The 26,118-nt window shown below is 38.6% G+C and carries 24 protein-coding genes; 13 read left to right on the top strand and 11 right to left on the bottom strand.

The genetic code is table 11. The annotated features are described in order from the left end of the window. Position 1 precedes the first annotated feature (1 nt). From plsX to GHI93_RS06790, 5 genes are all read right to left on the bottom strand, one after another. Positions 2–1,000: a phosphate acyltransferase PlsX gene (plsX, locus tag GHI93_RS06810; RefSeq protein ID WP_153496309.1), complete on the bottom strand. Its 999-nt coding sequence runs from the start codon at positions 998–1,000 to the stop codon at positions 2–4. Between the two features lie 58 nt (positions 1,001–1,058). Next, a complete protein-coding gene (locus GHI93_RS06805; RefSeq protein WP_170272410.1) occupies positions 1,059–2,138 on the bottom strand; it encodes a Cof-type HAD-IIB family hydrolase in 1,080 nt (359 codons plus the stop codon). A gap of 99 nt (positions 2,139–2,237) precedes the next feature. Continuing rightward, positions 2,238–2,843, bottom strand: a complete 606-nt coding sequence (locus GHI93_RS06800) for an HAD family hydrolase (protein ID WP_153496308.1) — start codon at positions 2,841–2,843, stop codon at positions 2,238–2,240. Next, a complete protein-coding gene (locus GHI93_RS06795; RefSeq protein ID WP_343030336.1) occupies positions 2,836–3,375 on the bottom strand; it encodes an NUDIX hydrolase in 540 nt (179 codons plus the stop codon). Before GHI93_RS06795 ends, GHI93_RS06800 begins: the two co-directional genes overlap by 8 nt. A gap of 124 nt (positions 3,376–3,499) precedes the next feature. Further along, positions 3,500–5,125 carry an ABC-F family ATP-binding cassette domain-containing protein gene (locus GHI93_RS06790; protein ID WP_153496307.1) on the bottom strand — a complete coding sequence of 542 codons (1,626 nt, stop codon included), beginning with the start codon at positions 5,123–5,125 and terminating at the stop codon, positions 3,500–3,502. 596 nt (positions 5,126–5,721) lie between these two features. On the opposite strand from GHI93_RS06790, the gene folE reads away from it, so the two are divergent. The 5 genes from folE to GHI93_RS06765 all read left to right on the top strand — a co-directional run bounded on the left by folE (position 5,722) and on the right by GHI93_RS06765 (position 10,444). After that, the gene (folE, locus tag GHI93_RS06785; RefSeq protein WP_153496306.1) at positions 5,722–6,306 is read left to right on the top strand and encodes a GTP cyclohydrolase I FolE; all 585 of its coding nucleotides are present in this window, start codon (positions 5,722–5,724) and stop codon (positions 6,304–6,306) included. Between the two features lie 11 nt (positions 6,307–6,317). Next, a complete protein-coding gene (locus GHI93_RS06780; protein ID WP_153496305.1) occupies positions 6,318–6,833 on the top strand; it encodes a dihydrofolate reductase family protein in 516 nt (171 codons plus the stop codon). A 22-nt stretch (positions 6,834–6,855) separates the two neighbouring features. Then, entirely contained in the window at positions 6,856–7,584 is a 729-nt protein-coding gene (locus GHI93_RS06775; RefSeq protein WP_153496304.1) for a MurR/RpiR family transcriptional regulator, read from the top strand. Between the two features lie 274 nt (positions 7,585–7,858). Next, complete coding sequence (locus GHI93_RS06770) at positions 7,859–9,715, top strand: glucose PTS transporter subunit IIA (RefSeq protein ID WP_153496303.1); 1,857 nt, start codon at positions 7,859–7,861, stop codon at positions 9,713–9,715. A gap of 18 nt (positions 9,716–9,733) precedes the next feature. Next, positions 9,734–10,444 (top strand): glucosamine-6-phosphate deaminase, encoded by a 711-nt coding sequence (locus tag GHI93_RS06765; RefSeq protein ID WP_153496302.1) that lies wholly within the window; start codon positions 9,734–9,736, stop codon positions 10,442–10,444. 90 nt (positions 10,445–10,534) lie between these two features. On the opposite strand, the gene GHI93_RS06760 is transcribed toward GHI93_RS06765, so the two are convergent. The 3 genes from GHI93_RS06760 to rpmF form a co-directional block, all read right to left on the bottom strand. After that, positions 10,535–13,009 (bottom strand): CoA-disulfide reductase, encoded by a 2,475-nt coding sequence (locus tag GHI93_RS06760; protein ID WP_153496301.1) that lies wholly within the window; start codon positions 13,007–13,009, stop codon positions 10,535–10,537. A 404-nt stretch (positions 13,010–13,413) separates the two neighbouring features. Continuing rightward, entirely contained in the window at positions 13,414–13,575 is a 162-nt protein-coding gene (rpmG, locus tag GHI93_RS06755) for a 50S ribosomal protein L33 (protein ID WP_054639691.1), read from the bottom strand. Between the two features lie 34 nt (positions 13,576–13,609). Beyond that, complete coding sequence (rpmF, locus tag GHI93_RS06750; protein WP_054639723.1) at positions 13,610–13,783, bottom strand: 50S ribosomal protein L32; 174 nt, start codon at positions 13,781–13,783, stop codon at positions 13,610–13,612. Positions 13,784–14,167: 384 nt separating this feature from the next. Here rpmF and GHI93_RS06745 point away from each other — a divergent pair, with 384 nt between their 5' ends. The 4 genes from GHI93_RS06745 (at position 14,168) to GHI93_RS06730 (ending at position 19,375) form a co-directional block, all read left to right on the top strand. Beyond that, on the top strand, positions 14,168–15,997 hold the full coding sequence (locus GHI93_RS06745; protein WP_153496300.1) for a heavy metal translocating P-type ATPase: 1,830 nt from the start codon (positions 14,168–14,170) through the stop codon (positions 15,995–15,997). 135 nt (positions 15,998–16,132) lie between these two features. Then, complete coding sequence (locus tag GHI93_RS06740) at positions 16,133–17,740, top strand: hypothetical protein (RefSeq protein ID WP_153496299.1); 1,608 nt, start codon at positions 16,133–16,135, stop codon at positions 17,738–17,740. Continuing rightward, positions 17,703–18,674 (top strand): glycosyltransferase family 2 protein, encoded by a 972-nt coding sequence (locus GHI93_RS06735; protein WP_153496298.1) that lies wholly within the window; start codon positions 17,703–17,705, stop codon positions 18,672–18,674. The genes GHI93_RS06740 and GHI93_RS06735 overlap by 38 nt, the downstream gene beginning before the upstream one ends. A 41-nt stretch (positions 18,675–18,715) precedes the next feature. Next, complete coding sequence (locus GHI93_RS06730) at positions 18,716–19,375, top strand: phosphatase PAP2 family protein (RefSeq protein WP_343030335.1); 660 nt, start codon at positions 18,716–18,718, stop codon at positions 19,373–19,375. Here GHI93_RS06730 and GHI93_RS06725 read toward each other — a convergent pair. From GHI93_RS06725 to GHI93_RS06715, 3 genes are read right to left on the bottom strand one after another with little or no spacing between them, the layout of a single operon-like run. Then, the gene (locus tag GHI93_RS06725) at positions 19,369–20,160 is read right to left on the bottom strand and encodes a ParB/RepB/Spo0J family partition protein (protein ID WP_343030334.1); all 792 of its coding nucleotides are present in this window, start codon (positions 20,158–20,160) and stop codon (positions 19,369–19,371) included. The two genes, GHI93_RS06730 and GHI93_RS06725, sit on opposite strands and share 7 nt — an antisense overlap. Next, positions 20,144–21,409 (bottom strand): replication-associated recombination protein A, encoded by a 1,266-nt coding sequence (locus GHI93_RS06720; RefSeq protein ID WP_153496296.1) that lies wholly within the window; start codon positions 21,407–21,409, stop codon positions 20,144–20,146. Before GHI93_RS06720 ends, GHI93_RS06725 begins: the two co-directional genes overlap by 17 nt. A 42-nt stretch (positions 21,410–21,451) precedes the next feature. After that, complete coding sequence (locus GHI93_RS06715; RefSeq protein ID WP_153496295.1) at positions 21,452–21,940, bottom strand: GNAT family N-acetyltransferase; 489 nt, start codon at positions 21,938–21,940, stop codon at positions 21,452–21,454. A 132-nt stretch (positions 21,941–22,072) separates the two neighbouring features. Here GHI93_RS06715 and GHI93_RS06710 point away from each other — a divergent pair, with 132 nt between their 5' ends. The 4 genes from GHI93_RS06710 (at position 22,073) to GHI93_RS06695 (ending at position 26,115) form a co-directional block, all read left to right on the top strand. Beyond that, complete coding sequence (locus GHI93_RS06710) at positions 22,073–22,540, top strand: DUF3013 family protein (protein WP_153496294.1); 468 nt, start codon at positions 22,073–22,075, stop codon at positions 22,538–22,540. Between the two features lie 77 nt (positions 22,541–22,617). Further along, positions 22,618–23,352 (top strand): class I SAM-dependent methyltransferase, encoded by a 735-nt coding sequence (locus GHI93_RS06705; RefSeq protein ID WP_153496293.1) that lies wholly within the window; start codon positions 22,618–22,620, stop codon positions 23,350–23,352. A 435-nt stretch (positions 23,353–23,787) separates the two neighbouring features. Next, complete coding sequence (locus GHI93_RS06700) at positions 23,788–25,347, top strand: ABC-F family ATP-binding cassette domain-containing protein (RefSeq protein WP_153496292.1); 1,560 nt, start codon at positions 23,788–23,790, stop codon at positions 25,345–25,347. A gap of 66 nt (positions 25,348–25,413) precedes the next feature. After that, positions 25,414–26,115 (top strand): class I SAM-dependent methyltransferase, encoded by a 702-nt coding sequence (locus GHI93_RS06695; RefSeq protein ID WP_170272409.1) that lies wholly within the window; start codon positions 25,414–25,416, stop codon positions 26,113–26,115. Positions 26,116–26,118 lie beyond the last annotated feature (3 nt).

The following is a 26,118-nucleotide window of genomic DNA, read 5'->3' as shown; positions in this document are numbered from 1 at the left end:
TTTAGTGTTGATCGCGTTTTTCAAAATGTTCCACTAATTTTCCAGTCATATCAGAAGCAAGCATGCGGTGGATTTGTCCAATCGCAGTTGCAATAGCTTGGGCGCTAGAATTTCCGTGTGCCTTTACTACTGGGGCTTTTAAACCAACAAATGCAGCGCCTCCAGCGCCATCGGTACTGAGTAAATCTTTTAAGCTCGATAATGGTTTTTTAATCAAAGCACCGCCGATTTTTGCAGAAAAACCGCCGTTCATGATGGCAGATTTGATTTGTTTCATCAAAAGGCTTGCCGTCCCTTCGATCGCTTTTAGCACAGCGTTCCCCGTGAAACCATCAGCGACGACCACATCTGCCCCGCCTGATAAAATATCTCGGGATTCAATATTTCCAATAAAATTAATATCTGTCAGTGCTGACAAAAGTCCATGAGCTTCTTTTGTCACTGGAGAGCCTTTGGATTCTTCTGCTCCGTTGGATAAAAGTGCGACTCTTGGATTTTTGATCCCCCGGACCTGCTCAGCATAATAAGCTCCTAAAATTGCAAAATCTACCAAGTGTTGCGCTGTGTTTTCAGTGTTTGCTCCTAGATCAAGCATGTCAAATCCAGCACCATCAGCGCTTGGGAGCGTACTCATCAGTGCTGGACGACTGACTTGTTTGATGCGTTTAATCAACATCAAACCGCCTGTCAAGAGTGCACCGGTCGATCCTGCAGATAAAACAGCATCCGCTTCGCCATTTTTTACAGCAGAAATGGCACGGACAAGAGAACTGTCTTTTTTCGTTTTGATCGCAGTGACTGGATCATCATGGAAATCAATGATTTCAGTGGTTTCAATAATTTCCACTTGATTTTCATCTTGTAAGTACTGACGGATTTTTTTACCATCGCCAAAAAGCATAAATTCAAGATCGGGATAATTTTTTTTTGCTTCATTGACCCCTTTGACAATATTTTCGGGTGCAAAATCGCCTCCCATTGCATCAATCGCTATTTTCATGATTTCTCTTCTTTCTCATTATTTTCTTAGTTCATTATAGCAAAAAAGTGGAGTGTCGTCATTTTTTTAGCCAATAATCTCGCCCATCATCCGTGCGTTCCATGAACTGATAATCAACCAATGCTCTTCTTAAAGTTGCAAAATCAGGAGAAATCGTTTTTAACCGCTGATCAATTTCGACGGCGCTATAGTGTTTATCTTGTGAAAATTCTTGAGCAATGCGCTGTAAAACGATTAATTTTTTTGATGTTTTTGCAGGAAAATTTTTCAAAATTAGCGGTGATTCAGAAGTGAAAAAGCGGTGGATTAGTTTTTCATTTTCATTTTTTTCTTGCATTAGTTTTTCAATTTGGACCAAAACAGCATCGTCATCATTACTTAAAATAATCTCGTCTGCGCAGTTCAAAATTTCAGGACACGCATTGCTGACTGCGTAGGCAGTTCCTGCATACTCAAGCATTTCAAAATCGTTCATTTGATCTCCGAATGCTGCAAGTTGCTCAGGATGCCACTTAAAATGAGCCAAGAGATGAGCTAGTCCTGAAGCTTTACTGATGCCTTTTGATCCAATGTCAATGCTTGTAAATCCAGTTGTTGTAGCACGTGCAAATGCAAGAGTGTCAGTAATGTATCGCTCACATTCGGCTGTTTTATCTTCTGGGAAATTCGTCGTGACTTTAATCATTTGATCGTCAATGGCATCAATCTCAGATACTTTTTGGACATTCGCATAATAAATTTGAGCTTTTGCATAAAACCAATCAGAAACATCCGGTAAGCAATAAGATCCCTTGATTCCAGAAATTAAAAAGTCGTGTTTAGGAGAATCTGTCATGCGCGCAAGCAAATCAACAATCGCTTTGATTTGCTCGGTGGAGAGTGTTTGAGCGAAAATCGTTTCTCCTTTGTAAGAGACGACACCACCGTTTTCAGCGACAAAAGCGATTTGATCACGGAAATCGTGAAAAATCATCTCCTCAAGCGCTAAAAGTTGACGTCCTGAGGAAGCGCAAAAAACAAGGCCTTGTTGATCAAATGCGTCAAGGATTGTTTTTAATTTTTCGTGGTTAAAGGTTCGATCAGAACGTAAAAATGTGCCGTCCATGTCTGTTGCAAATAATTTTAATTCTTTTTTCATTTTTTTATTTTTCCTAAAAGCGATTACGGGATTCATTTTTCTGCCAAGGGATTTCCTTAATATCTTGCCAGATTTGCGCGTGAGCGGTGTGAAATCCATTTATTTGAGGACTTTTTCAAAATTCACATCAAGGAGATCGCCTGTTAAATGAATGGTTTTAAAGCCCATTGCTTTGGCAGCAGTGACATTTTCAATTTTGTCATCAATGAATAGACATTCATTTGCTGTCAGTGCTGACAGATGTAAAAATTCTTGAAAAATTTGAGGATCAGGCTTTCTTAGACCGATTCTTGAGGAGTAATATGTGGCTGTGAAGTAGCTGGATAATGGTTTTCCAAATTGTTTTAAACATTGGGATTCAAATGCTTCTATGAGAATCTCATCTGTATTTGAAAGGAGATATAAATGATAATCCTGTGTAAAGCGCTCAAGCAAAGTCATGCGCGCTGGTGTGAAGGGACACAGTTGCCTGTTCCAAGCAGATACGATGTCATGATTTGAGAGGCGTGATCCCGATCTTTTACGGATCAAATCAGAAAATGATTCCGGAGAATAAGTATCATTTTTTCCTAATTGTTCCCAAAAATCCGCAGAAAAAACCAGTGGCTCAATATCAATCCCCAAATCAGCAAATGCTTGTACTGTTTTTTTCCAATCACAGTCCAGAATGACTTGACCAAGATCAAAAATTATCGATTTAATCATCACGACCTCCTAAATTTATTTCACCATTAAATCTAATATAATCAAAAATGTGTTTTGCATAGTGAAAAGGAATGAAAATTCCTTCATCGACCAATGCATTTAATTCATCTTCGGATACCCACCGCATCGCAGAAACTTCTGATTTTTGAAGGGTTAAATCTTTGAGCGGTATATTTTTTTGAATGACAAAAACTTCACTCCAACCTTCATAGAATTGGATTGTTAGACGACTTGGCATATTTGAAAAGTCGTCTAACAATCCAGTTTCTTCCAGAAGTTCTCGAGTAGCGGCTTCGTGGAGAAGCTCCCCAGCCTGTACTCCACCGCTAGCCGTAAAATCCCAGAAGTGAGGAAAAATTGACTTTGTACCTTGGCGTTGTTGAATCAGCACTTTATCCCCAGTTTGATTAAAAATAATAACACGAACAACAAAGCGAAATTGACCGCTCCCTAGAGGAATTCCACGTGTTCCGATTTTTCCTGTCTTTAGTTTTTGCGCATTATAAATATCAAAATTTTCCGTAATAATCACACTTTCGCTAAGGGTGTCAGTGCTGACAGAGCGGTCAGCAGTGTTACTGGTTCAGTAAGCATTGAACCGGCAGATAAAAAATTTGCCAGTAATTTTTTATTACTGACAGCTTGATCAAATCAAATTATTTAGCCCAAAGTGCTTTTACTTTTGCTTGCACTTCATCATTTTCTAAGAACTCATCATAGGTTTCGCCGATACGATCGACCACCCCATTTTTGGAGAGGACAACGATGTGATTGGCAATTGTATTGAGAAATTCATGGTCATGTGAGCTAAAAAGAATGGAACCTTTGAACGCTTTTAGCCCATCATTGAGTGCCGAAATGGACTCCAAATCCAAGTGATTCGTTGGGTCATCTAATACCAAAACATTAGCCCGTTGCAACATCATCTTAGAAAGCATGACACGCACTTTTTCCCCTCCAGAAAGAACCTTCACTTGTTTTAAAGATTCTTCGCCTTTGAAAAGCATCCGTCCAAGAAAACCACGTAAATAAGTATTATCGTCCTCTTCTTTAGTCAAGACAAACTGACGAAGCCAATCGAGGATACTCTCTTGGCTATCAAAATCACGGGTATTATCTTTTGGAAGATAGGACCGAGAAGTTGTAATGCCCCACTTGATTTCTCCAGTGTAGTTAATGTCGCCCATCAAAGCACGCAATAGTGCAGTTTGTTGGATGTCGTTTTGTCCAATAAAAGCTGTTTTATCTCCTGGTGCAAGGATAAATGAGATATGATCAAGTACTTTTTCACCGTCAATTTCGACAGACAGATCATCCACACGGAGCAAATCATTTCCGATTTCACGTTCTTGTTCAAAACCGACAAATGGATATTTGCGTGATGAAGGAACGAATGCTTCAACTTCAATTTTATCAAGCATTTTTTTACGTGATGTCGCTTGTTTTGATTTGGACGCATTAGCAGAAAAGCGTGCGATAAATTCTTTCAATTCAGCAATTTTTTCTTCAGCTTTGCGATTTTGATCACCTTGTAAACGAAGCGCAAGCTCAGAAGATTCTTTCCAGAAATCGTAGTTTCCTGGGTAAAGTTTGATTTTACCGTAGTCAAGGTCTGCCATATAAGTACACACATTGTTCAAAAAGTGACGGTCATGGGAAACGACGATCACAGTATTTTCAAAATTTATCAAAAACTCTTCAAGCCAAGCAATCGCTTGAATATCAAGGCCATTGGTTGGTTCGTCAAGAAGAAGCACGTCAGGTTTACCAAAAAGGGCTTTAGCAAGAAGAACTTTCACGTGTTCACCAGAAGTTAGATTGGCCATTAAATCCATGTGCTGCTCTACTTTGATGCCGAGATTTTGCAACAATCGTGCCGCTTCAGATTCTGCTTCATAACCGCCCATCTCACCAAATTCTGCTTCAAGTTCGGCAGCTTTCATGAAGTCATCATCTGTCGCATCAGGATTCATGTAAATGGCGTTTTTTTCTTCAGCAATGGCATGAAGTTTTTCGTTTCCGCTCATGACCACATCAAGTGGCGTTTGATCTTCATAGTCAAAGTGATTTTGACGTAAAACGGACATTCGTTCATTTGGTCCGAGCGAAATGTGTCCTGTGGTGGGTTGGATTTCACCATCCAAGATCTTTAGAAATGTCGATTTTCCAGCACCATTAGCACCAATCAAACCATAACAGTTTCCTGGTGTGAATTTAATGTTGACATCGTCAAAAAGTTTGCGATCGGAAAAAACAAGTGAAATATCAGATACAGTAAGCATTTATCATCCTTTTTATAAGATCCAAGAAAAATCTTGATCAAATCAGTATAGTTATTTTAATTTTATCATAAAATGTCAACATAATAAAGCCCATTTTGCTTTGTCAGCGCTGACAAAAGTTTCTGTCAGTACTGACAGAAACTCATTTCTCATTTTAGTTCCATTTTTGTCTCATTTGAGTAAGAATTAAGCTCATTTTGCTATTCTATAATCACTCCAAAATATAATTTTTCATCACCTCCTAGTGAACAAAAGAAATCGACCTGAACCGTCGATTTTTTTGTCTTAGATAAGTACTGATGAGCAACAAAAAAGTCCCGATGGAGCGTCGGAACTTTAGGAGTAATTTATGAAAAAGTTTATTTAGGAGTATGGAAACATTATAACTCAAAATTCTAAAATGAAACTTAACTAAAAAAGAAATTAAAAATAAATAATGTTTGATGTTTTATGACCAATATAAAAAATAAATTTTAAAAAAAATCAAAGAAATGATCATGCTTTCTTATCAGAATTTCATTTATATTTCAGACTATTTTCACGCCATAAAAAAAGAACTATGATAAAATGTGAACATAAGCAATGAAGGAAAGAATATGATGCAAGAAGAAAAATACAATCATCTCAAAGAATTATACTCAGATTCAGACGAAACAAAAATCCAAAGTGCAATCGCTGGGATTGAAGCACTCCTTGAGCTCATCGGTGAAGATGGAACGCGTGAGGGATTGATAGATACCCCCTACCGTTTCTTAAAAGCTTTTGCGGAGTACACACAAGGTTACAAAATAGATCCCAAAACTTACTTAGAAACACAGTTTGAATCACAAGCTCAGGATGTTGTTGTTGTTCGTGACATTCCTTTTGAGTCGGCTTGTGAGCATCATTTAGCGCGTTTTCATGGTGTGGCACACGTCGCATATCTTCCAAGTGGAAAAATCACAGGCTTGTCAAAATTTCCGCGGATGATTAATGGATATGCGCGTCGGCTGCAAGTTCAGGAAAGATTGACCGCACAAGTGGCAGATGCGATTGATGAAGTGCTTCAGCCAAAAGCGTGTGCTGTTGTAATCGAAGCAACACATAGTTGCATGACGGCACGCGGTGCAATGGCGCACGGTTCATCAACGAAAACATTTGCAGTACGAGGGGATCAAAACTTGCTAGACTACTTAAAGTAAGGAGGTACTGGTTGAAAGTAACACTGGTTATGGTTTCGAGTAGTGATGGTGTTGTGTCGCGACAAGCACAAGAAAGTGTCAAAATGTGGACTTCAAAAGAAGATCAAGTCCATTTATTTGAACTCGCACACGCTTGCGATGCGATCATTACTGGACGAAAATCATTCACGAAAAAAATGGCTCCTGTTCCTTATTTTATCTTTTCTAGGACTCAAACGTCCACACCAGAAGATGTGGCACACGACCTTTTTTATGTCCAAACAGCGCCAAAATCGCTCCTTTTTCAGCTCGAAAAAGCACATTTTACACAAGTGTTGTTATTGGGAGGACCAGAAATCAACAGTTTGTTTTTAAAAGAACAACTCGTTGATGAACTCATATTAACGTTAGAGCCCAAATTATTTGGCAAAGGAAAGCACCTCGTTGAGGAAGCTATCGAACAAAATCTCCGCCTGCTCGATCTAAAACAACTCAACGCACAAGGAACACTTCTTTTAAAATATAAAATTGAAAAACCGATTGGATGATCGGTTTTGGAGGATTTGCACCATGTTTGACGCTACAAAAGTAAAAAAACTTAATGATGTTGAAACGGTTGCTATTAATTATATTCTCGCTCATCTTGATGAAGTTAAAGGTTTGACAATTCGTGATTTAGCAAGTAAGTCTTTTGTGTCAAAATCTACTATTTTGCGCATGGCAAATAAGCTTGGCTTTGATGGATTTTCAGAGTTAAAATTTTATATGACTTCACAAAACATGCCAAATTTGATAGAGAAAAGTTCCTATGATGGTCTGTCTCTTTTTTCTCTATTTTTGAATACACTGACTTCTATCTCTTATCAAGAAAAGCTGCAGCAAGCCGCCGAGCAGATTAAAGAAGCATCAAGTCTTATCTTTATGGGAATTGGAACCTCAGGAACTTTGGCAGAATATGGCGTCAAATATTTCCGGAACCTAGGAATTAAAGCTTATGCTATTGAAGATATTTATCAACCTCTCGTGATTGATGGTGGTGAACGTCCTGTTTTTCTGATTTTATCTGTTACAGGAGGACGGGTTCCTTTGATTGATGCTGTAATGAAAATTAAGCAACAAAAAGTGCCAATTATTTCAATTACTAACGATTCCGAAAGTACACTCACACAGCTTTCGGATATTAGTCTTTGCTATGATTTACCAAATGAACTCTCTTTGACACAACTTCCCGTCGTTGCTCTACTAGAAAATTTAGCACACTTAACAAAAGCACTCAAAACTGATTTGCTTCAAAATTAACCTGATTTTTAAACGTTACTTTTAAAAACTATTCTTGTTTTTGATGAGGTGAAAAAATTAGTTTTTAGAGTTGATATAAAAAATTCTGTCAGTACTGACAGAATTTTTTTGTCCCTCAATTTGGGACAAATTCCTAGCTTATCAAAAGCTATTGTATTTCAATTTTCCTGATGATATGATGAAAGCGTAAACAATAAAACGCAAGAAAGGAGTGAAAAATAAAAAGTTTCATATCGCAAAATAGCGCTTTATCATCAACCAAAAGGAGGTTATCATGGACCAAAAAGAGTTAGTTCAAAAGATCATCACTGATGTGGGGGGGCTGGAAAATATTAGCAGTCTTACCCACTGTATCACACGTTTGCGCTTCACATTAAAAGACAACAGTAAAGCCAAAACAGCAGAAATTGAGAAACTTGATGTCTTAGGGACTCAGCAGCAAGGGGGGCAATATCAAGTCATTATCGGAAATGCTGTTGGACAAGTTTACAATGAAGTCATCAAGCAATTTCCAGAACTTGCTCATTCTGATGCTGGGAGTGTGACGGACGGCTCACCCCAAAAAGGAAATTGGTTTGAGCGCTTGCTCAATACACTCAGCAGCATTTTAGTCCCTATTTTACCTGCCATCATTGGCGGTGGGATGCTCAAAGCGCTTGTCTTTATCTTGACCAATTATAAATTGGTCAATCCTGTAAGTAATTTCATCACAGTGGCAAATATCGCTGCAGACTGTATGTTTTATTTTCTACCTTTCTTGATTGCGGTCAGTGCTGCCAAGAAATTTAAGACCAATGAATTTATGGCACTTGCACTTGCTGGAGCAATGCTTTATCCTACATTGACAGATGGTGCGACAAAACTTCTCAAACCGATGCAATTTGGTTTTCTACAACTCCCTTATATCAATTATAAGGCCTCCGTCATTCCAATTATCCTCTCAGTTTGGATTCTGAGTTATGTTTATCGATTTTTCTCAGAAAAATTGCCAGCATTGATTACAGTGGTCTTTGCACCATTATTGACTTTGATTATTATGATTCCTATTGTCCTTATTGTCATCGCACCTCTTGGCTGGTACGCTGGGGATTATATTGCTCAAGCTGTTCATTGGTTGATGACGACTTCACCATGGCTTGCTGGACTACTTCTTGGTGCTGCAAGGCCTTATCTCGTGTTCACGGGAATGCACTATGCCTTGACGCCGCTTGTCTTACAAGAAATCTCGACTTATGGCTATTCTTACGTGATTGGCGTGTCTTTTATCTCTGTTCTTGCACAAGCGACAAGCTTCTTTGCAACATATTTCTTAGTGAAAGATCCTAAGCAAAAGCAAATTGCGATTTCATCAACCGTTTCAGGATTTCTTGGTGTGACTGAGCCAGGGCTTTATGGGATTATCATGAAATATCGCGCCCCCATGATTGGTGTCAGTATCGGTGGTGGGATTGGAAGTATGATTTACCTGACTCTAGGAGGAAAAGCCTCAGCTTTTGTCCTCCCAAGTATTCTGACCTCACCTGTATTTGCACGTGGTGGACTTGCTCCGCTTTTGATTGGGATGATTGTCACGATTGGATTGACTTTTGTAAGTACGCTTTTTCTTGGTAAGTCTTTCTTTAAGATTATTGAAAATGATGAGGAAAATAATGTAGTGCCAACGAGTAAAGCAGCGAATGCGACACTTTACAGTCCTGTCAATGGGGAGGTTGTCCCTGTTGAAGGGCTGAAAGATGAAACGTTCGCCAAAAAACTCATGGGAGAATCTGTTGCGATTTTACCTTCAGATGGGAATGTCCTTTCTCCTGTTGCAGGTAAGATTACCGCTGTTTTCCCAACACATCATGCGGTTGGTATCTTGTCCGCCGAAGGAGCGGAAGTGCTTATCCATATCGGACTGGACACGGTGAATCTCAAGGGACAACATTTTACAGGGTTGGTTCATGTCGGTGATACCGTCAAAGTTGGGACAGCACTTGTCAAAGTCGATATCGAGGCTGTCAAAGATGTAGGTTATGACCCAACCATTCTTACCATCGTGACAAATACGAATGATTATACTTCCGTCGGCATCGAATATCCAACAGGAAAAATCTTTGCAGGTGAAAAACTAATGACTGCAGTAAAATAGAAAAGGAAAAATAGAATTATGAAATTAATTATCGAAAAAGACTACGAAGCAATGAGCCAAACAGCAGCAACGCTCACACTCGCACGGATGTATCAAAATCGTCGCGTCAACATCAGCATCACTGCTGGTTCGACACCAAAACGCGTTTATGAGATCATGGCGCCACAGGTTAAAGATAAATCTTATCTGGATAACGTTTATTATTATAATTTTGATGAAATTCCTGTCAAAGGTGAGAAAGTTGGCATTACCATGCGTGATTTAAATACGATGTACTTTACCCCAGCAGCCATCAGTCGTGAGCGGATTGTCCCGCTCAATGAGCAGACTTACACGACACAAATGGAGCGGATTCGCTCAGTCGGTGGACTGGATTTCATGCTTTTGGGATTAGGATTTGATGGACATTATTGCGGAAATCTACCTGGGGCAACGCATTTTGAAGATGAGATTGTGACGGTATCATCATACGCAACACCCGATATGGAGAAACGGCTCATCAAAAATTTAGACCGTCCTGAGCAACTCTTTGATTTCTATCTCACAATGGGGCCAAAAGCCGTTATGGAAACAAAAGAACTCGTGATTATCGCAAATGGAAAACGCAAGGCTCCAGCAGTCAAGGAGTTTTTAACAGGTACAATCCGTAATGAATTTCCTGCTTCTGTTTTGAAATTACATCCAAATTTAACGTTAATCTTAGATGAAGAAGCGGCAAGTTTACTGTGAAATAAATAGTAGCATTACTTAGAAAAACCGATCAAGAGACCGGTTTTTCTAATTTCTGATTTTCTATGTAAAAACGTAAATGTTTTAAATTTAAATAAAGAGCTGCATATTTGCATTTTCACTTGCCCCAATAAAGCTTGCTACTCCACCAAATTCAACCCAATCAAAAAGTTCATCTTTCTCAATTCCCATCAGATCCATGCTCATGGTGCAAGCAATGAAATTTACTCCCATTTCGTGAGCTCGCTCAATCATGAGTGGGAGTGCATCTACGTTTTTTTCTTTCATGATGGATTGAATCATCTTAGTTCCTAAACCTCCCATATTCATTTTAGAGAGTGGCATGGCATTTGCACTTTTTGGTAGCATTAAATCGAACATTTTAGCTATTCCATGTTTTTTAACTTTCTTTTGCTTTTTTAACAAGTTTAATCCCCAGAAAGTACAAAATATAGTGACGTTTTTACCAAATGAAGCAGCTCCAGTTGCGATAATCATAGAAGCAATTGCTTTATCGAAATCTCCCGAAAATAGCACCATCGTTGTCCCGTCTTTTGTCTCTTGAAGGACTCCTTCTTTATATTCGATATTGGTCGGAATGCTCGTGGAAGATGGATTTGACTGCTCATTTCCTTTCAGGATGGTTGCAAACACTTTATTATCTTTAATTTCATTATCAACTAAAGTATTACCGGTATTTTTGCACCAAGCTTCAATATCCGTGCTAAATCCGAAATCACTTGCTTCAATTTTCAATTTTTGTCCATTCTTCATTTTATCAATGTTTTCTTTTACTTTAAGAATTGGACCAGGACACTGTAAACCACAAGCATCTACTTCAATAATTTCAGTTTGAAACTCTTGAAATTGTTGAAAATCGGTTGGAATGGGTGATTTACTCTTAAATTCAATGACACGCGATTGATAATTTGCTATTTTGTATGTTTTAAATCCACCATCAAGATTATAAACGTTATAGCCAGCTTGCATCAATATTCGAGCTGCATTATATCCGCGTTGGCCCACTTGACAGTACACATAGATTGTTTTATCCCTTGGTAGTTCTTTTAAGCGATTGCGAAGTTGATGGAGTGGAATTTGAAAGCTTCCTTCAATTTTTCCAGTAGCAAGTTCAAAATCTTCACGGACATCTAAGAAAAAAGCGTTATTTTTTTTAAGTGTTTGGACTTCATAATATTGGAAAGTTTTGACTTTTCCTGTAATCATATTATCTGCTGTGTATCCCAGTAGATTGACAGGATCTTTAGCAGATGAAAACGGTGGAGCATAAGAAAGTTCAAGCTCAGCAAGATCTTGTGCTTTTGCACCTAATTTCATCGCCGTTGCAATGACATCAATGCGCTTTTCTACGCCATCAGATCCGACAGCTTGCGCTCCTAAGATTTTTCCATTAGGAGCAAAGATCAATTTCATCGAAATGGGTGAAGCTCCTGGATAGTAACCAGCATGAGAATTAGGGTGGATATGAATGACATTATATTCTATCTGCAAACGATCTAATCGTTGAGTATTTAAACCAGTACTTGCAACTGTTAGTTCAAATATTTTTGCTACAGCCGTTCCTTGAATACCAGGATATGTGATGGGATAACCATTAATGATATCGGCCACAAGACGGCCTTGTCGATTAGCTGGACTTGCAAGTGGGATATTTGTTTCGTGATTTAAAATAGTGTCTGTGGTTGCAATGACGTCACCAATAGCATAGATATCATGGGCGCTTGTTTCTAGTTTTTCATTTACTTTTATCCCACCTTTAAATCCGATTTCAATCCCAGCTTTCTTTGCCAAAGTGCTCTCAGGCGTTACTCCGATGGTTAAAATCGTCATATCCGTACTCAGTTTAGCACCACTTGATAATAAAATTTGATGTCCTTCATTTTGAAAGGCTTTTAAACCTTCTCCTAAAACAAGTTTTACATTGTGCATTTCTATTTGTGCATGAAGCATTTGAGCGAGTTCGAAATCCACGGTTGACATCACTTGTGATGCCATTTCAACCAATTGAACATTAATTCCGAGATGAATGAGATTTTCCGTCATTTCAAGTCCAATAAAACCAGCACCAATCACTGTCGCAGTTTGAACATTGTTTTTTGAAATAAAATCTTTGATTTGATCCATATCTGGAATGTTTCTCAAAGTAAAAACATTTTCAGATTCAGATAATCCTTCAATCGTAGGAACGATAGCTTTTGCTCCTGTTGAAATGATTAATTTGTCAAAAGATTCATCATAGTGCTCATTGGTCTGATGATTAAAAATACGAACTTCTTTTTTGGTTGGATCAATAGCTATGACTTCTGAAAAAGGACGAACATCAAGACCATATTGTGCCTCCATCGCTTCAGGAGTTTGAAGTAGAAGCTCATCTCTTTCTTTGATTACTCCCCCGATGTGATAAGGTAATCCGCAATTTGCAAAAGAGATGTATGCTCCTTTTTCAACGAGAATAATTTCATCTTCTTCACTTAGACGTCTTAATCTTGTAGCTGCTGTTGCACCACCAGCAACACCACCAATAATGATAATTTTCTTTTTCATCTGACACCCTTTTCCTTTTGTAATTTATTAGCTATTATATACCTATATAGGTATAAATACAAGAGAAAATTAAAAAAATACAAAAAATCATAAGAAATGGTTGATGGATTTTAATTCTGTGAGGCTTTGATTGAAACTTGGCTCTGGAGTTTCTTTGTTTGCTAAGAAGAATGAGCTCTTAATTAAAAATTAATCTCAATGAATTTTTAAATGTTTTTTAATCAAGAAAGGATTTTTTCGTAAAAAAAAGTCCTCATTGAGTCCTTTTTATGTTTTTTCCTGAAAATACAATTTTCAAAAAATAAAGTCATCAGGTTGATTTTTAATGCGATATAATGAAATTCAAAAAATCAAGAATCGCTCTAAATCAGGGATTTTCACATCTATTGACGTGTACTGAATCCTTATTTCACTTCTTTAAAAACAACGTGTTTGCGAAGTTTTGGAGAGTATTTTTTAAGTTCAAGTTTGTCAGGGGTGTTGCGTTTGTTCTTTTGTGTAAGATAAAGACGTTCGCCTGATTCTTTGTGTTCGAGAATTACGTGTGTGCGTACTCCAGCTGCCATATTGAGTTACTTCCTTTTCTAATAAATTTAACGATTATTTTGCGTCGCGCACTTGACGACCTTTGTAGTAGCCTTTAAGTGAAACGCGGTGTGAGCGACTGTAATCTCCAGTTGCTTCGTCAAATTTAACAGTTGGAGCTGTCAATTTGTAGTGTGTACGACGACGATTTTTCTTTGCTGATGAAGTGTGACGTGCAGGTACTGCCATTTTTTTGTTCCTCCGTGGGTGTTTATGGTTTTTGGAGCTTGTCCAAAAACGTACTTTATTATCATATCACATCATGAAATGAAATGCAAGAATTGTAAAGTAAAAATACTTGACGTTTTTTGTATGTTTAAATGTAAAAGTTGTTTGACGGGCTTTATGAGGGCGCGCACGATCTTTTTTTGCTAAAATAAAAGCAGATTATTTTTAAATCTCAAGCTCAGCTTCGAAAGAATCAAAGTGCGGAAAAAAGAGTGCTCCTTCAGGGGTTGAATCATTCAGGATTCAAATGAAGGGACAACGTGATCCAAACAGGGCAATGTTTCACAAAAATTTTAAAAATAAAAAGGGCTTGGGTTCTTTTTATGGAAAGCATTGAGGTTTGAAATGAAAAACTGGCAAAAATTAGTCGTGGTATTTTTGATTGCGGCAGTGGCATTGGTGGCGTATTTTGGCTTTCATCAGGAATTTCTTGCGCGTTTAATTGTGACGATTGCAGGAGGATTTCTTGCGGTTACGATGTTTATCGAGATGATTAAAACGCTTAGAAATGGCTCGTATGGCGTTGATTTATTGGCCATCACAGCGATTGTCGCAACGTTGATTGTGGGGGAATATTGGGCTTCTTTGATCATTATTTTGATGTTGGTCGGTGGAGAGACGCTTGAGGATTTTGCTGCTGGGCGGGCGCACCGAGAATTATCTGCACTTTTAAAAAAATCGCCTGAAGTAGCACATGTTTATGTGGGAAATCAGATTGTAGATCAAGATTTGGATCAGATCGAAATTGGGACACGCCTTTTGATTAAGCCGATGGAGGTCGTTGCGATTGATGGGATTTTGATTTCTGATGCGGCGATTTTAGATGAATCCTCTGTCACTGGAGAAACGAAACCAAATGAGCTTGTCAAAGGGAGTCCAGTGATGTCTGGTGCGATCAATGGAAACTCAAGCATTGAAATTAAAACCACTGTTTTGGCTAGTGACTCGCAGTTTCAAAAAATCATTAATCTAGTACGAGAAGCTGAGGTAACGCCGGCTCATTTTGTGCGCTTAGCGGATCGGTATGCTGTTCCCTTTACGATTATTGCTTATGTGATTGCAGGTGTTGCTTTTGCCATCTCAAAAGATCCAGTTCGGATTGCGCAAGTGCTGGTTGTAGCGAGTCCGTGTCCGTTGATTTTAGCGGCACCGATTGCTTTTGTATCAGGAATGAGTCGTTCGTCAAAAAATGGGTTTTTGATCAAAAATGGAACGGTCATTGAAAAATTAGCACGTGCAAAAGCGATTTTCTTTGATAAAACAGGAACAATCACGGATGGAAAAATTCAGGTCAATCATATTGAAGTAGCTCATCTAGTGCAAAAAGAAGAAAAAAAACAAGGGGAGCACGCGACACTTTCTCAAGAAGAACACCAATTGCTTGAAATCGTTTATACCCTTGAAAAATCAAGCAGTCATGTCTTAGCAAAAGCGGTCAGTACGTACGCACAAGAGCATGGGGCAACACTTTTGCCGCTGTCAGCACTGACAGAAGTTGCAGGGATGGGTGTGAGTGGATTTATTGATGGTCATGAAGTCAAAATTGGTCGGAAGAGCTTTGTGGGAGCAGAAGATGGTCCTGATTTTGAAACAGCATTTTATGTCAGTCGTGACGGTGTTTATCTGGGTGCAGTGACATTTTCAGATCAGATCCGTAAAGAAGCAAAAGCGGTCATTACACAGCTCAAGCAGTTGGGCTTAAATCAAATCACAATGCTGACAGGGGATCATGCACGTGTCGCTGATCAGGTGGCTCAAGAGGTCGGAATTACGGCGGTTTATGCAGGATTGTTGCCAGGAGAGAAGTTGGAGCACATCAAACAATCTCAGGTACATCCAGTCATTATGGTTGGAGATGGAGTGAATGATGCACCAGCGTTGACGGTGGCAGATGTTGGAATTTCGGTTGGATCGGGGAGTTCCACAGTTGCAAGTGAAGCGGCAGATTTGGTGTTACTCAAAAACGATTTGAATAGTGTGACAAAAGCAATCAGAATCAGTCGTGATACGATGAAAATTGCACGTCAGTCTGTGTTGATTGGGATTATCATTTGTATCATTTTGATGGGAATTGCATCAACAGGGCTAATTCCTGCAGTGATTGGAGCGTTGCTTCAAGAAGTCATTGATGTGGTATCGATTTTATATGCACTAAAAGCATTACGGGATCAATAAAAAATAAAGCTCAGGGTGCTGGGCTTTTTTTGAATTGTCACGGCGGGTAAAAAATAATTAAACTTAATAATGATTGATTTGTAATAAAACTGATTTATTATGGCTTTTGTGTCGGAAGTTTAATATAATAGAGGTATGAAGTGGATTGAAAAAATAAAATTTCCTTTTGTTATCCTTCTATTTGGTCTCTATATGGGGATTTCTAATGGGGTGGCCGTGATGAAAACAACGGGATGGGACGCTGATCATCTGACGGCGCTGGTTCTTGGAAATCTCGTGTTAATTTTTACGCTGCTTGTCTTTTGGTTGCTTTATCGTTTAGGGGACAAGCTTGGTTTTGGATATTCTGATTTTAAAGGTGTAAAATCAAGAGTAAACCAGGAACTCCTCACGCACTATTATTGGTGGAGTTTTGGAATTTTAGGGCTATTAATGGTCATTGTCCCTCTATTTTTTATGATCCATGTCCCTGATGCAGGACACGATTGGGACTTTTTTATCATTTTTAATGCGACTTCAAAACTTCATGGACAGTCTTTTGCACATCTGCCGATGACGACAAATGCGCTGGGATATTTTTTGCGCTACCCCAATAACCAACTTTTTTCGATTTTATTTAATCAGACTTTTGCTGGTCTGACAGAAATTTCGCTTAAAATCTTTGTGGTTACTTTGGTTTCGTCAGTACTGACAAGTCTTGCGCTTCTTGCAAGCTCACTTTTGGTTCGAATTTTAGCTGATTGCAGACTGGCGGTGTTGTTTAATTGTTGTGCGGCAGCTTTTTTGCCTTTTTATCTTTATGGCGCTCAATTATACACAGATACATTGACACTTCCGTTTGTTTGTTTGGGACTGTTGTGCTTTGTTTGGGCGTTTAAAGCATTGTCAGTACTGACAAAACTCCTTGGCTTTTCTTTGAGTGTGACTTTTCTTTTAATCGGCTTTACTTTTAAACCGACAGTCTTGATTGTTCTCATTGCAGAATTAATTTTTCTGTTGGTTAATAAAAAATGGAAAGCGTTTGGGGTGGTTTTAGCTTTGTTTGGGGTGTTAGTTGTCGCAAAAGATTTTGGTGTAAAAGCGATCGTTTCATCAGATCCTGTTTTTTCACAAGAAAATAAGGAGCGCTATAGTTTACCTGTGATGCACTGGATTGCGATGTCTTGGGCGCCAGAAAATAAAACGGGGGGATTTAAAAAAGCCATCCGGCTTTATACAGAGCAGTTTGATACTTATCAAAAAAAACAGATTGCAACAAAACAATTATTTTTAAATAATTTAAAGAAAATGGGTGTGTTAGGAGTGTTTAGGCAAATCGGACGAAAGCTGATCTACACCTGGGCTTATCCAGATTTGAATGGTTTATTTTACAGTTTAAATCATGAAAATCCTCTGATTCATCGCTATTTTGATTATTCGCCTCAGACAAAAGTTGGAAATGTGACGGGCTTTATCTTCTTGAAAATGGCTTGTTTTCCGTATTGGGCCATGGTGGTATGGTTCATGTGGCGACTAATTTTCAAGATGATGTTTCACAAATATTACTGGCAACAGCTGTGGTTCATCTTAGCAGTGTCAGTATTTGGCTGCACAATTTTCTTGATTTTGTGGGAAGCAAATTCACGTTATTTATATAATTTTAGCCCTTTGATGCTTGCTTTAGCACTATATGGCTACACCAACCGCTCAAAAAAGGAGAATAAAAATGAGTCCGATACTTTATATGGTCATTCCATGTTTTAATGAAGCGGTCGTCTTAGATGAGACGTCAGATCGGTTGAAAAAGAAATACGAAACATTGATTCAGAATGGAAAAATTTCCCCAAAAAGTCGGATTGTTTATGTCAATGATGGCTCAAACGATCAAACGTGGGAAAAAATTCTTGAAAAACATAACGCTTCTCATCTCTTTAGTGGCATCAATTTGACGCGGAATCGAGGGCACCAAAATGCCTTACTTGCGGGATTGATGACGGTCAAAAATTTGGCTGATTGTGTCATTTCTATGGATGCGGATTTGCAAGATGATATTGATGCAATTGACGCGATGCTTGAGCAGTATAACGATGGATTTGATGTCGTATATGGGGTGCGCGATAATCGTGAGACCGACACGTTTTTCAAGCGAAATACAGCGCGTTTATTTTACAAAGTAATGAAAATTTTAGGCAGTCAAAGTGTGCCGAATCATGCAGATTATCGTTTGTTAAGTGCGCGAGCATTAGACGGTTTGGAGCAATTTCAGGAAGTGAATTTATTTTTACGAGGAATGGTACCAATGATTGGCTATCCATCCGCCACGGTGTATTATAAACGAGGCAAACGATTTGCGGGCGAGAGCAAATATCCTTTGAAAAAAATGATGAGCTTTGCCATTGATGGGATTACATCGACCTCTGCAACACCAATGCGCATGATTTTTTGGACGGGACTTGCTGTTTTTGTTTTGTCAGTACTGACAGGAATTTATGTGCTCATCAGTCACTCGATTCAAGGCCGTACGGTGCTTGGGTGGTCTTCAACAATGGTTGCAATCATTGCTTTTGGAGGATTAAATCTCCTTGCGATTGGGATTATTGGAGAATACATTGGAAAAATATTTCTTGAAGTCAAGCAGCGTCCGCGCTACATCATTTCGGATTTTATCACGGATGACGGGACTGAAAAAAAGAAGTAAAAAAACTCAAAAGATTTTTTTGAGTAGATGAAAGGAATATCGTGAACAAAACATCAAAAATAAGTTATCTTTTTTCTGGCATAAGCTTTGTTTTATTTCTGAGCTTAACGCTTATCATTTGGGCTTTTTACAAGCACACTGGATTTGCGTTTGATCAATCGATTCAAAATCTTGCATTTCATTTGCAAAGCAATCCGCTTTTAGTGCTATTTTTTAGCCACTTTACGTTTATTTTTGGAGATGTAGGAGGGGCAATCACCTCGATTATCGTTTGTTTGGCACTATTTTTTATTTTTAAGGAAAAAATCGGTGCACTGTGGTTGGGAAGTGTCATTATTTTAAGTATTGTATGCAATACTATCATTAAATCAATCGTTGGCCGTGTTCGCCCGGATATTCATCGCTTACCTGGCTTTTTTCATGAGCCTGGTCTGAGTTATGCGAGCGGACATTCGACTTTTGCGACAGTGCTGTGCGTGACTTTATTTTTAATTTTTCTTGGAAAAATGAGCAGTAAAAAAAGCCGAATTTTCTTTGGTGTGCTGTGTGTAGTGGTGATTTTTTTAGTGATGTGCTCACGGATTTTTGTCGGTGTGCATTATCCATCAGACACACTTGGTGGTCTCTTACAGGGGATAATGTTCATTTCGCTCACTTACCCAACTTATGTAAAATATCAACAGAAAAAAACGTCTCACTGACGTTTTTTTGATAAGCGAGAAATTAAGCGTTCAAGTGCTTCTAAGCTGTCAAATTGAATGGCTATTTTTCCCTGATAATTCGAAGTAGCTGTGATTTTTACAGTATTTCCAAGCTCTTTTTTGAGTTCATTTTCGGTGTGGGCAATAAATATATTTTTGTCAGTACTGATCGCGTGTTTTGGCGGCGTTTTTTGAGGATAGATGAGCTGTTCGAGCTTACGCACACTCATTTTTTCTTTGATAATTCGCTTACAAAGCGCGCGTTGAATCCGTGGATCTTTCTCAGCCAGTAAGGTTCTTGCATGTGCCAGTGACAACTTGCCAGATTCGACTTCATTTAAAATGGTCTCAGGTAAACTTAAAATTCGGATTGCATTTGAGACAAAAGACCGCGATTTTCCAAGACTTTTCCCGATTTCATCATGCGTCAACCCTAATTTTTCTGTCAAGATTTTTAAACTTCGTGCTTCTTCAACTGGATTTAAATCCTCTCGTTGTAAATTTTCTAAGATGGACAAGGTCATCATCTTTTCATCAGAATACTCGCGCACGATGGCAGAAATCGTTGATTTTTTTGCTAATTTTGAGGCTAAAAATCGGCGCTCTCCTGCGAGCAATTCATAGCCAAAAAGAGGGGATTTTCGTACAATAATTGGCTGTAAGAGTCCATTTTCTTTGATGGAATCAGCGAGTTCTTTCAGCTTTTCATCGTCAAAAACATTGCGTGGCTGATACGGATTTTTTACGATTTCGTCAAGAAAAAGCGTTTCAATTTTTTCGGTCACGTTTTTGCTCCTCAATCCATTTTTTTCGTAAATTTAACGCCTTTTCATATTTTCCCATCTCGTCTGGTTTAAAGTAATCCGCGGACTTAATCAATTCAGGGAGATATTGTTGATCCACCCAGTGATTTGGAAAATCATGAGCATACTGATAAGAAATAGAGCGCCCAAGCGCTTTTGCACCAGCATAATGTCCATCTTGGAGATGGGCTGGTATGGGGAGATTTCCATATTTTCCTAGGTCGGAAAGGGCCGCATCCATTGCGACATAGGCTGCATTGGATTTTGGGGATAAGGCGAGATCAATGACAACATTTGCAAGCGGGATGCGTGCCTCAGGAAATCCTAATTTTTCACACGCTTGTAAAGCAAGCATCGTATGAACTGCAGCATCAGGATTAGCCAAGCCCACATCTTCATAAGCCATCACCATCAAACGACGTGCTAAAGAAGGTAAATCTCCACCTTCAATCAAACGTGCTGCATAGTGTAAACTTGCGTTGACATCAGATCCTCGAATGGACTTTTGCAAGGCAGAAAGAATGTCATAATGTGCATCACCATCTTTATCAAACGTTGCTGCTTTACGCTGCAAAGAATTTTCCATATCGTTGAGTGTGACATGATGGTCAAGAGAGGATAAAACAGCGAGTTCAAGCGCATTAAACGTTGAGCGTAAATCCCCATTTGTTGCGTGGACTAAAAAAGAGAGTGCGTCTTGATCAATTTGAACCTCAAAATCAAATCCACGCTCTTTATCCTGTAAACTAAGATTGACAGCGCGTTGTAAATCTCCAGGAGAAAGTGGTTTTAATTCAAAAATTTGAACCCGAGAACGAATTGCAGGAACCACTGAAAAATAAGGATTTTCAGTGGTTGCACCAATTAAAATAATCTGTCCATTTTCAAGTAAGGGGAGTAAAAAGTCCTGTTTTGGTTTATCCAATCGATGGATTTCATCAAGTAACAAAACTAATTGTCCAGAAAATTCAGCTTCTGCTGAAATTTCTTGGAGTCGCTTTTTTGTGTCTGTGGTAGCGTTAAAGACTCTAAATGCGGCATTCATCGTCCCTGCAATTGCTGAAGCAATGGATGTTTTTCCGATTCCAGGAGGGCCATAAAGAATCATGCTTGTCAAAAGGCCAGTCTCAACCATGCGACGAATGATTTTTCCTTCTCCCACTAAATGTTGCTGACCAATAATTTCATCAATTGTTCTTGGTCTCATTCGTCGGGCTAGATTTTGTACCATTTTCGTACTCCTTTCTGAAGTTTACAGCAGTGTAAACTAAGTTTACGGCATTTGGGAATCTAAATAATAAGCAAAATAATCATCATCAACGTATTCTCCATGAATCAAAAATTCGTTTTTTAGCTGAGCTTCTTGTACGAACCCTATTTTTTTGTAGAGTTGGAGTGCTTTTTTATTCGTTCCTAAAACTTGTATGGTGACTTTTTTGAAGCCTTCGTTTTTAGCACATTCAAAGCATTTTTCAATCAATCGTGTTGCGATACCATGTTGTCGTGCTTTTTCATCTGTGACCAGTCCGAACGTGACGACGTGATTTCCGTATTTGGAGGGATGTCTTGGTTTGTAGTCTAAAACGCCTACGATTTTTTCATCCTCAATCGCAACTAAATAAGTAGTCCCTGAGAGCACTTTATTCATAATTTGCTCAGCAGTAGCAGCCATGAGATGCGGTGTTTCTTTTAGGGTCCAATTTTGATTTTCAAGTGTGGCAACTTCAACGAAGTCACGAGGTTCAATGGTCCTGATTTCCATTATTTCTCCTCATTTTCATTTTTTAATCATTAAAGTGAATGTTTTTTGATATAATTATTTTAACATAAATGTGTAAGCTTAGTATAAAGCGCGAATACATCAACTTGCAAGGTCGAGTTTTAAGGAGAAAACATGGGAAAATATGGCTTTTTAGAAGTTCTACAAGATGAATTAGAAAAAAATTTAACGTATGATTTTGAGATGAATTGGGATAAAAAGAATTTCTCAATGGAAGTTAATTTTATTCTTGAAGCAAATAACCCAATGAACATTGAGTTGACGGATGCTGATGGCGTAGAATCTTCAGAAAATATTATCTATGAAGATGCGATTATTTTCTACAATCCTGCCAAGTCACATTTTGATGAAAATGATTATTTAGCAGCGATTCCTTACACTGACAAGGGATTATCACGTGAATTTTTGGCGTATTTTTCTGAATTTTTACAAGAAACTGCACATCAAGGTTTAGATGATCTGATGGATTTTTTGGAAGATGATGACGCAGAAGTTTTTTCAATGGTTTGGGATGAAGCAGCCTTTCAAAGGGGGCTGTCAGCGCTGACAGAAACCATTTTTTATAAATATCCGAGATATTAAAATGGAAATTCGTCAGATTTTTGAGTTGAGAAAAAATAGCATTAGAAAATCTCATTTTGAATGCGAAAGGAGCGCTGATGAATGATCAATTGAAACACTTTTATGAGCAACAATCAACACCTTGGATGACGTTGTTTTATCGCTTGGTTGCGGCGCAATTGCCCGTGTGTTCGGGAAAGAAAATTTTGGATTTTGGTGCAGGATTTGGCTGGACAGCGAATGCTCTGGCGTTAAATAATGAGGTTTTAGCACTTGAACCTAATTTAGACATGGTGGCGAACCATTGTGAAACTCATCCCTATGAAATGCGGTGTGGCGGACTTTCTGAACTTAAAAAGTTACCAGCAGAAAGTTTTGATTTGATCCTTTGTCACAATGTTTTAGAGTATGTGTGTGATCAAGCGGAGCGTCAGGAGATTTTGGCGGAATTTGCAAGACTTGTCAGTACTGACGGAAAAATTTCAGTGATTAAACACCATTTTCCAGGGGCCATCATGCAACGCATTGTTTTTGAAAATCATCTTGATGAAGCGCAAATGCTTCTTGACGGTACCGCCAATCATCGTTCAAGCTTTGGAGTGATTCACTATTACGACCTAGCAGTGCTGACAGAAAATATCCCGCTCAAAGTGGATAAAAAGTATGGGATTGGTGCGTTTAATCGCTTACAGCCGAACGCTTTTAAGAATACGGGCGACTGGCTTGAAAAAATGTTTCGTTTGGAGATGACGTGTGCTGAAAAGTCAGAATTCCGCGACATTGCTTTTTTTAATCATTTGTTACTGCAAAAAGCGAAGTCCGATGAAGCATAATGCGCACCCTTGACATCATTAGTCTTGAGCGCTACAAACCAGTAACTTTTTTGGTATAATAGAGTGCTCGCAAATAAAAAGTGTCAAGAACGCTGAAATTTTTGAACCTGCTTGTAAGAAACCAAAAAATTCCTTCTTTTTCGCCTCTTTTTGAGCGATTTGCACTTACATCTTGGTATAATAGCGTGTGCGCAAATAAAAAGCGTCAAGAAAGTGGAAATTTTTGAACCTGCTTGCACAGAACCAAAAAATTCCTTCTTTCTCGCCTCTTTTTGAGCGATTTGCGCTTACATCTTGGTATAATAGAGTGCTCGCAAATAAAAAGCGTCAAGAAAGTGGAATTTTTTTGCCTCAAGTGGTATGCCTCTTTTGGGATAAGAGAAAAATTTTTCTGTCAGTACTGACAGCATTAAAAATTGGAAAGAATTAGAAAAAATGAGTATTTTAGAAGTAAAAAACCTCAGTCATGGCTTTGGAGATCGTGCAATTTTTGAAGATGTAAACTTTCGCCTGCTCAAAGGGGAACACATCGGATTTGTCGGCGCAAATGGTGAGGGAAAATCAACGTTTATGGCGATTATCACAGGAAGTTTGCAACCAGATGAAGGAAAAGTTGTTTGGTCAAAAAAACACCGTGTCGGCTATATGGATCAACATGCAGCGCTAGGCAAAGGAAAAACGACGCGTGAAGCACTCGCAGAGGCGTTTTGGTATCTTTTTGATGTTGAAAAAGAAATCAACGCTACCTACATGAAAATGGCTGAAATGTCAGAAGAAGCAATGAACGAAGCGCTGGTTGAAGTGGGAGAGTTGCAAGAATTATTAGATACGGGCGATTTTTATCTCATTGATGCTAAAGTAGAAGAAACGGCCAGAGGGCTTGGGCTGACGGATTTGCTGGATAAGGATGTCGCAGAACTTTCAGGTGGACAACGCACAAAAATTTTACTTGGGAAACTTTTGCTTGAAAAACCCGATATTCTTTTACTTGATGAACCTACGAACTATCTGGATGAAGAGCATATTTTTTGGCTGAAAAATTACCTTAAAAACTATGAAAATGCCTTTATTTTGATTTCGCACGATGTGCCATTTATGGACGAGGTTGTCAATGTGATTTATCATGTTCATGGATTGGGATTAACTCGCTATTCGATGGGATATGCAGAGTTTGAACGTGTATTTGAGGAGAAAAAAATTCAGCTCGAAGCGTTACATAACGCTCAAGTTGCAGAACAAGCCAAACTCAAAGATTTTATTGCACGCAAAAAAGCAAATGTCGCAACCAGTGGGCAGGCGAAAGCGCGCGAGAAAAAGCTTGCAAAAATGGAGATTGTTGAAACCATTTCTGAGAAACCAAAACCTCATTTTGACTTTAAATTCAGTCGCAATCCGAGCCGTTTAGTTTTTGAAGCAACGGAGCTAATCATTGGATATGCTGAGGAAAATCCACTGTCTAGTGCGATTAATTTTAAACTTGAAAGTCGTCAAAAAATTGCCTTTGTCGGCTCAAATGGAATCGGAAAATCGACCTTATTAAAGAGTTTAATGGGCTTAATCCCCGCACTTCATGGTGAAATCGAACGTGGAAATTTTCAAGACATTGCCTATTATGAGCAAGAAATTAAAAATCCTAGTACAAAAACAGTGCTCGACGAGCTTTGGGATGAGTACCCATCATGGAATCAAGCGGAACTTCGTGCGGCACTTGCGCGCGTAGGCTTAACCAGTAAACAAATCGAAAGTCGCGTTCATGTGTTGTCTGGTGGAGAACAAGCCAAGTTGCGATTTGCGAAACTCATGAATTCAGAATCCAATATTCTCATCCTAGACGAGCCCACAAACCACTTGGATGTGGATGCTAAAGAGGAGCTCAAACGTGCATTACAAGCTTATCCAGGAACAATTTTGATGGTTTCACATGAACCTGAATTTTACGAAGGATGGGTCGATGATGTCGTTAATTGCGAAGAGTGGACGACAAAAATTTTGTAAAAAGACTAAAAATAGCAACAAATGAAGTCTAATATGCAACAAACGGTTGAAAAACAAGGTGACGCGATGACAAAAACAGAACAAGAAAACTTAGAGATTCGAATCCGATTGCACAGAGATTATTCAATGAATCCGCAAGGTTTTCAAAACTGGATTAGAGAACAGATGAAATGTTCAGAGTCCCTCAAAATTTTGGAGTTAGGATGTGGTACTGGGAGTTTATGGCGGGTTCAAAAATTGCCCAAAGACTGTAAACTACTCCTGACCGATTTATCTGAAACGGTCCCTTTTGATTTGGCTCAAATCAAGGGAGATGTGACGTATCGTTCAGTTGATGCAAATAAGAAATTACCTTTTGAAGACGAAACGTTTGATGTCGTCATTGCAAATCACCTGCTTTTCTTTTTAGAAGATATTTCCTATACTTTACATGAAATTTCTCGTGTCCTTGTTGCTTCTGGCAGATTTTACAGTACGACTTTTGGGTGTGAGAATATGAAAGAACTTCATCAACTTGATGGTGAAAAGACACCACAAAATTTTACACTCGAAAATGGGACATCAATTTTATCTGCCGTTTTTTCAAATGTTGCGCTTAAAACCTATCATGATCAATTGAGCGTCACACAACCGCAAGCACTGATTGATTATATTGAAACCTACCAAACCATTTCGCAAAAAAATAAAACGAAAATTCGAGAAGAAATCGCACAAAACGGAAGTTTTGATATTCAAAAAACGCAAGGATTATTTATCAGTCAAAAATAATGC

The organism is Lactococcus hircilactis (assembly GCF_009601015.1).
GTDB lineage: Bacteria > Bacillota > Bacilli > Lactobacillales > Streptococcaceae > Lactococcus > Lactococcus hircilactis.
This window is presented reverse-complemented; position numbering and strand designations above follow the sequence as displayed.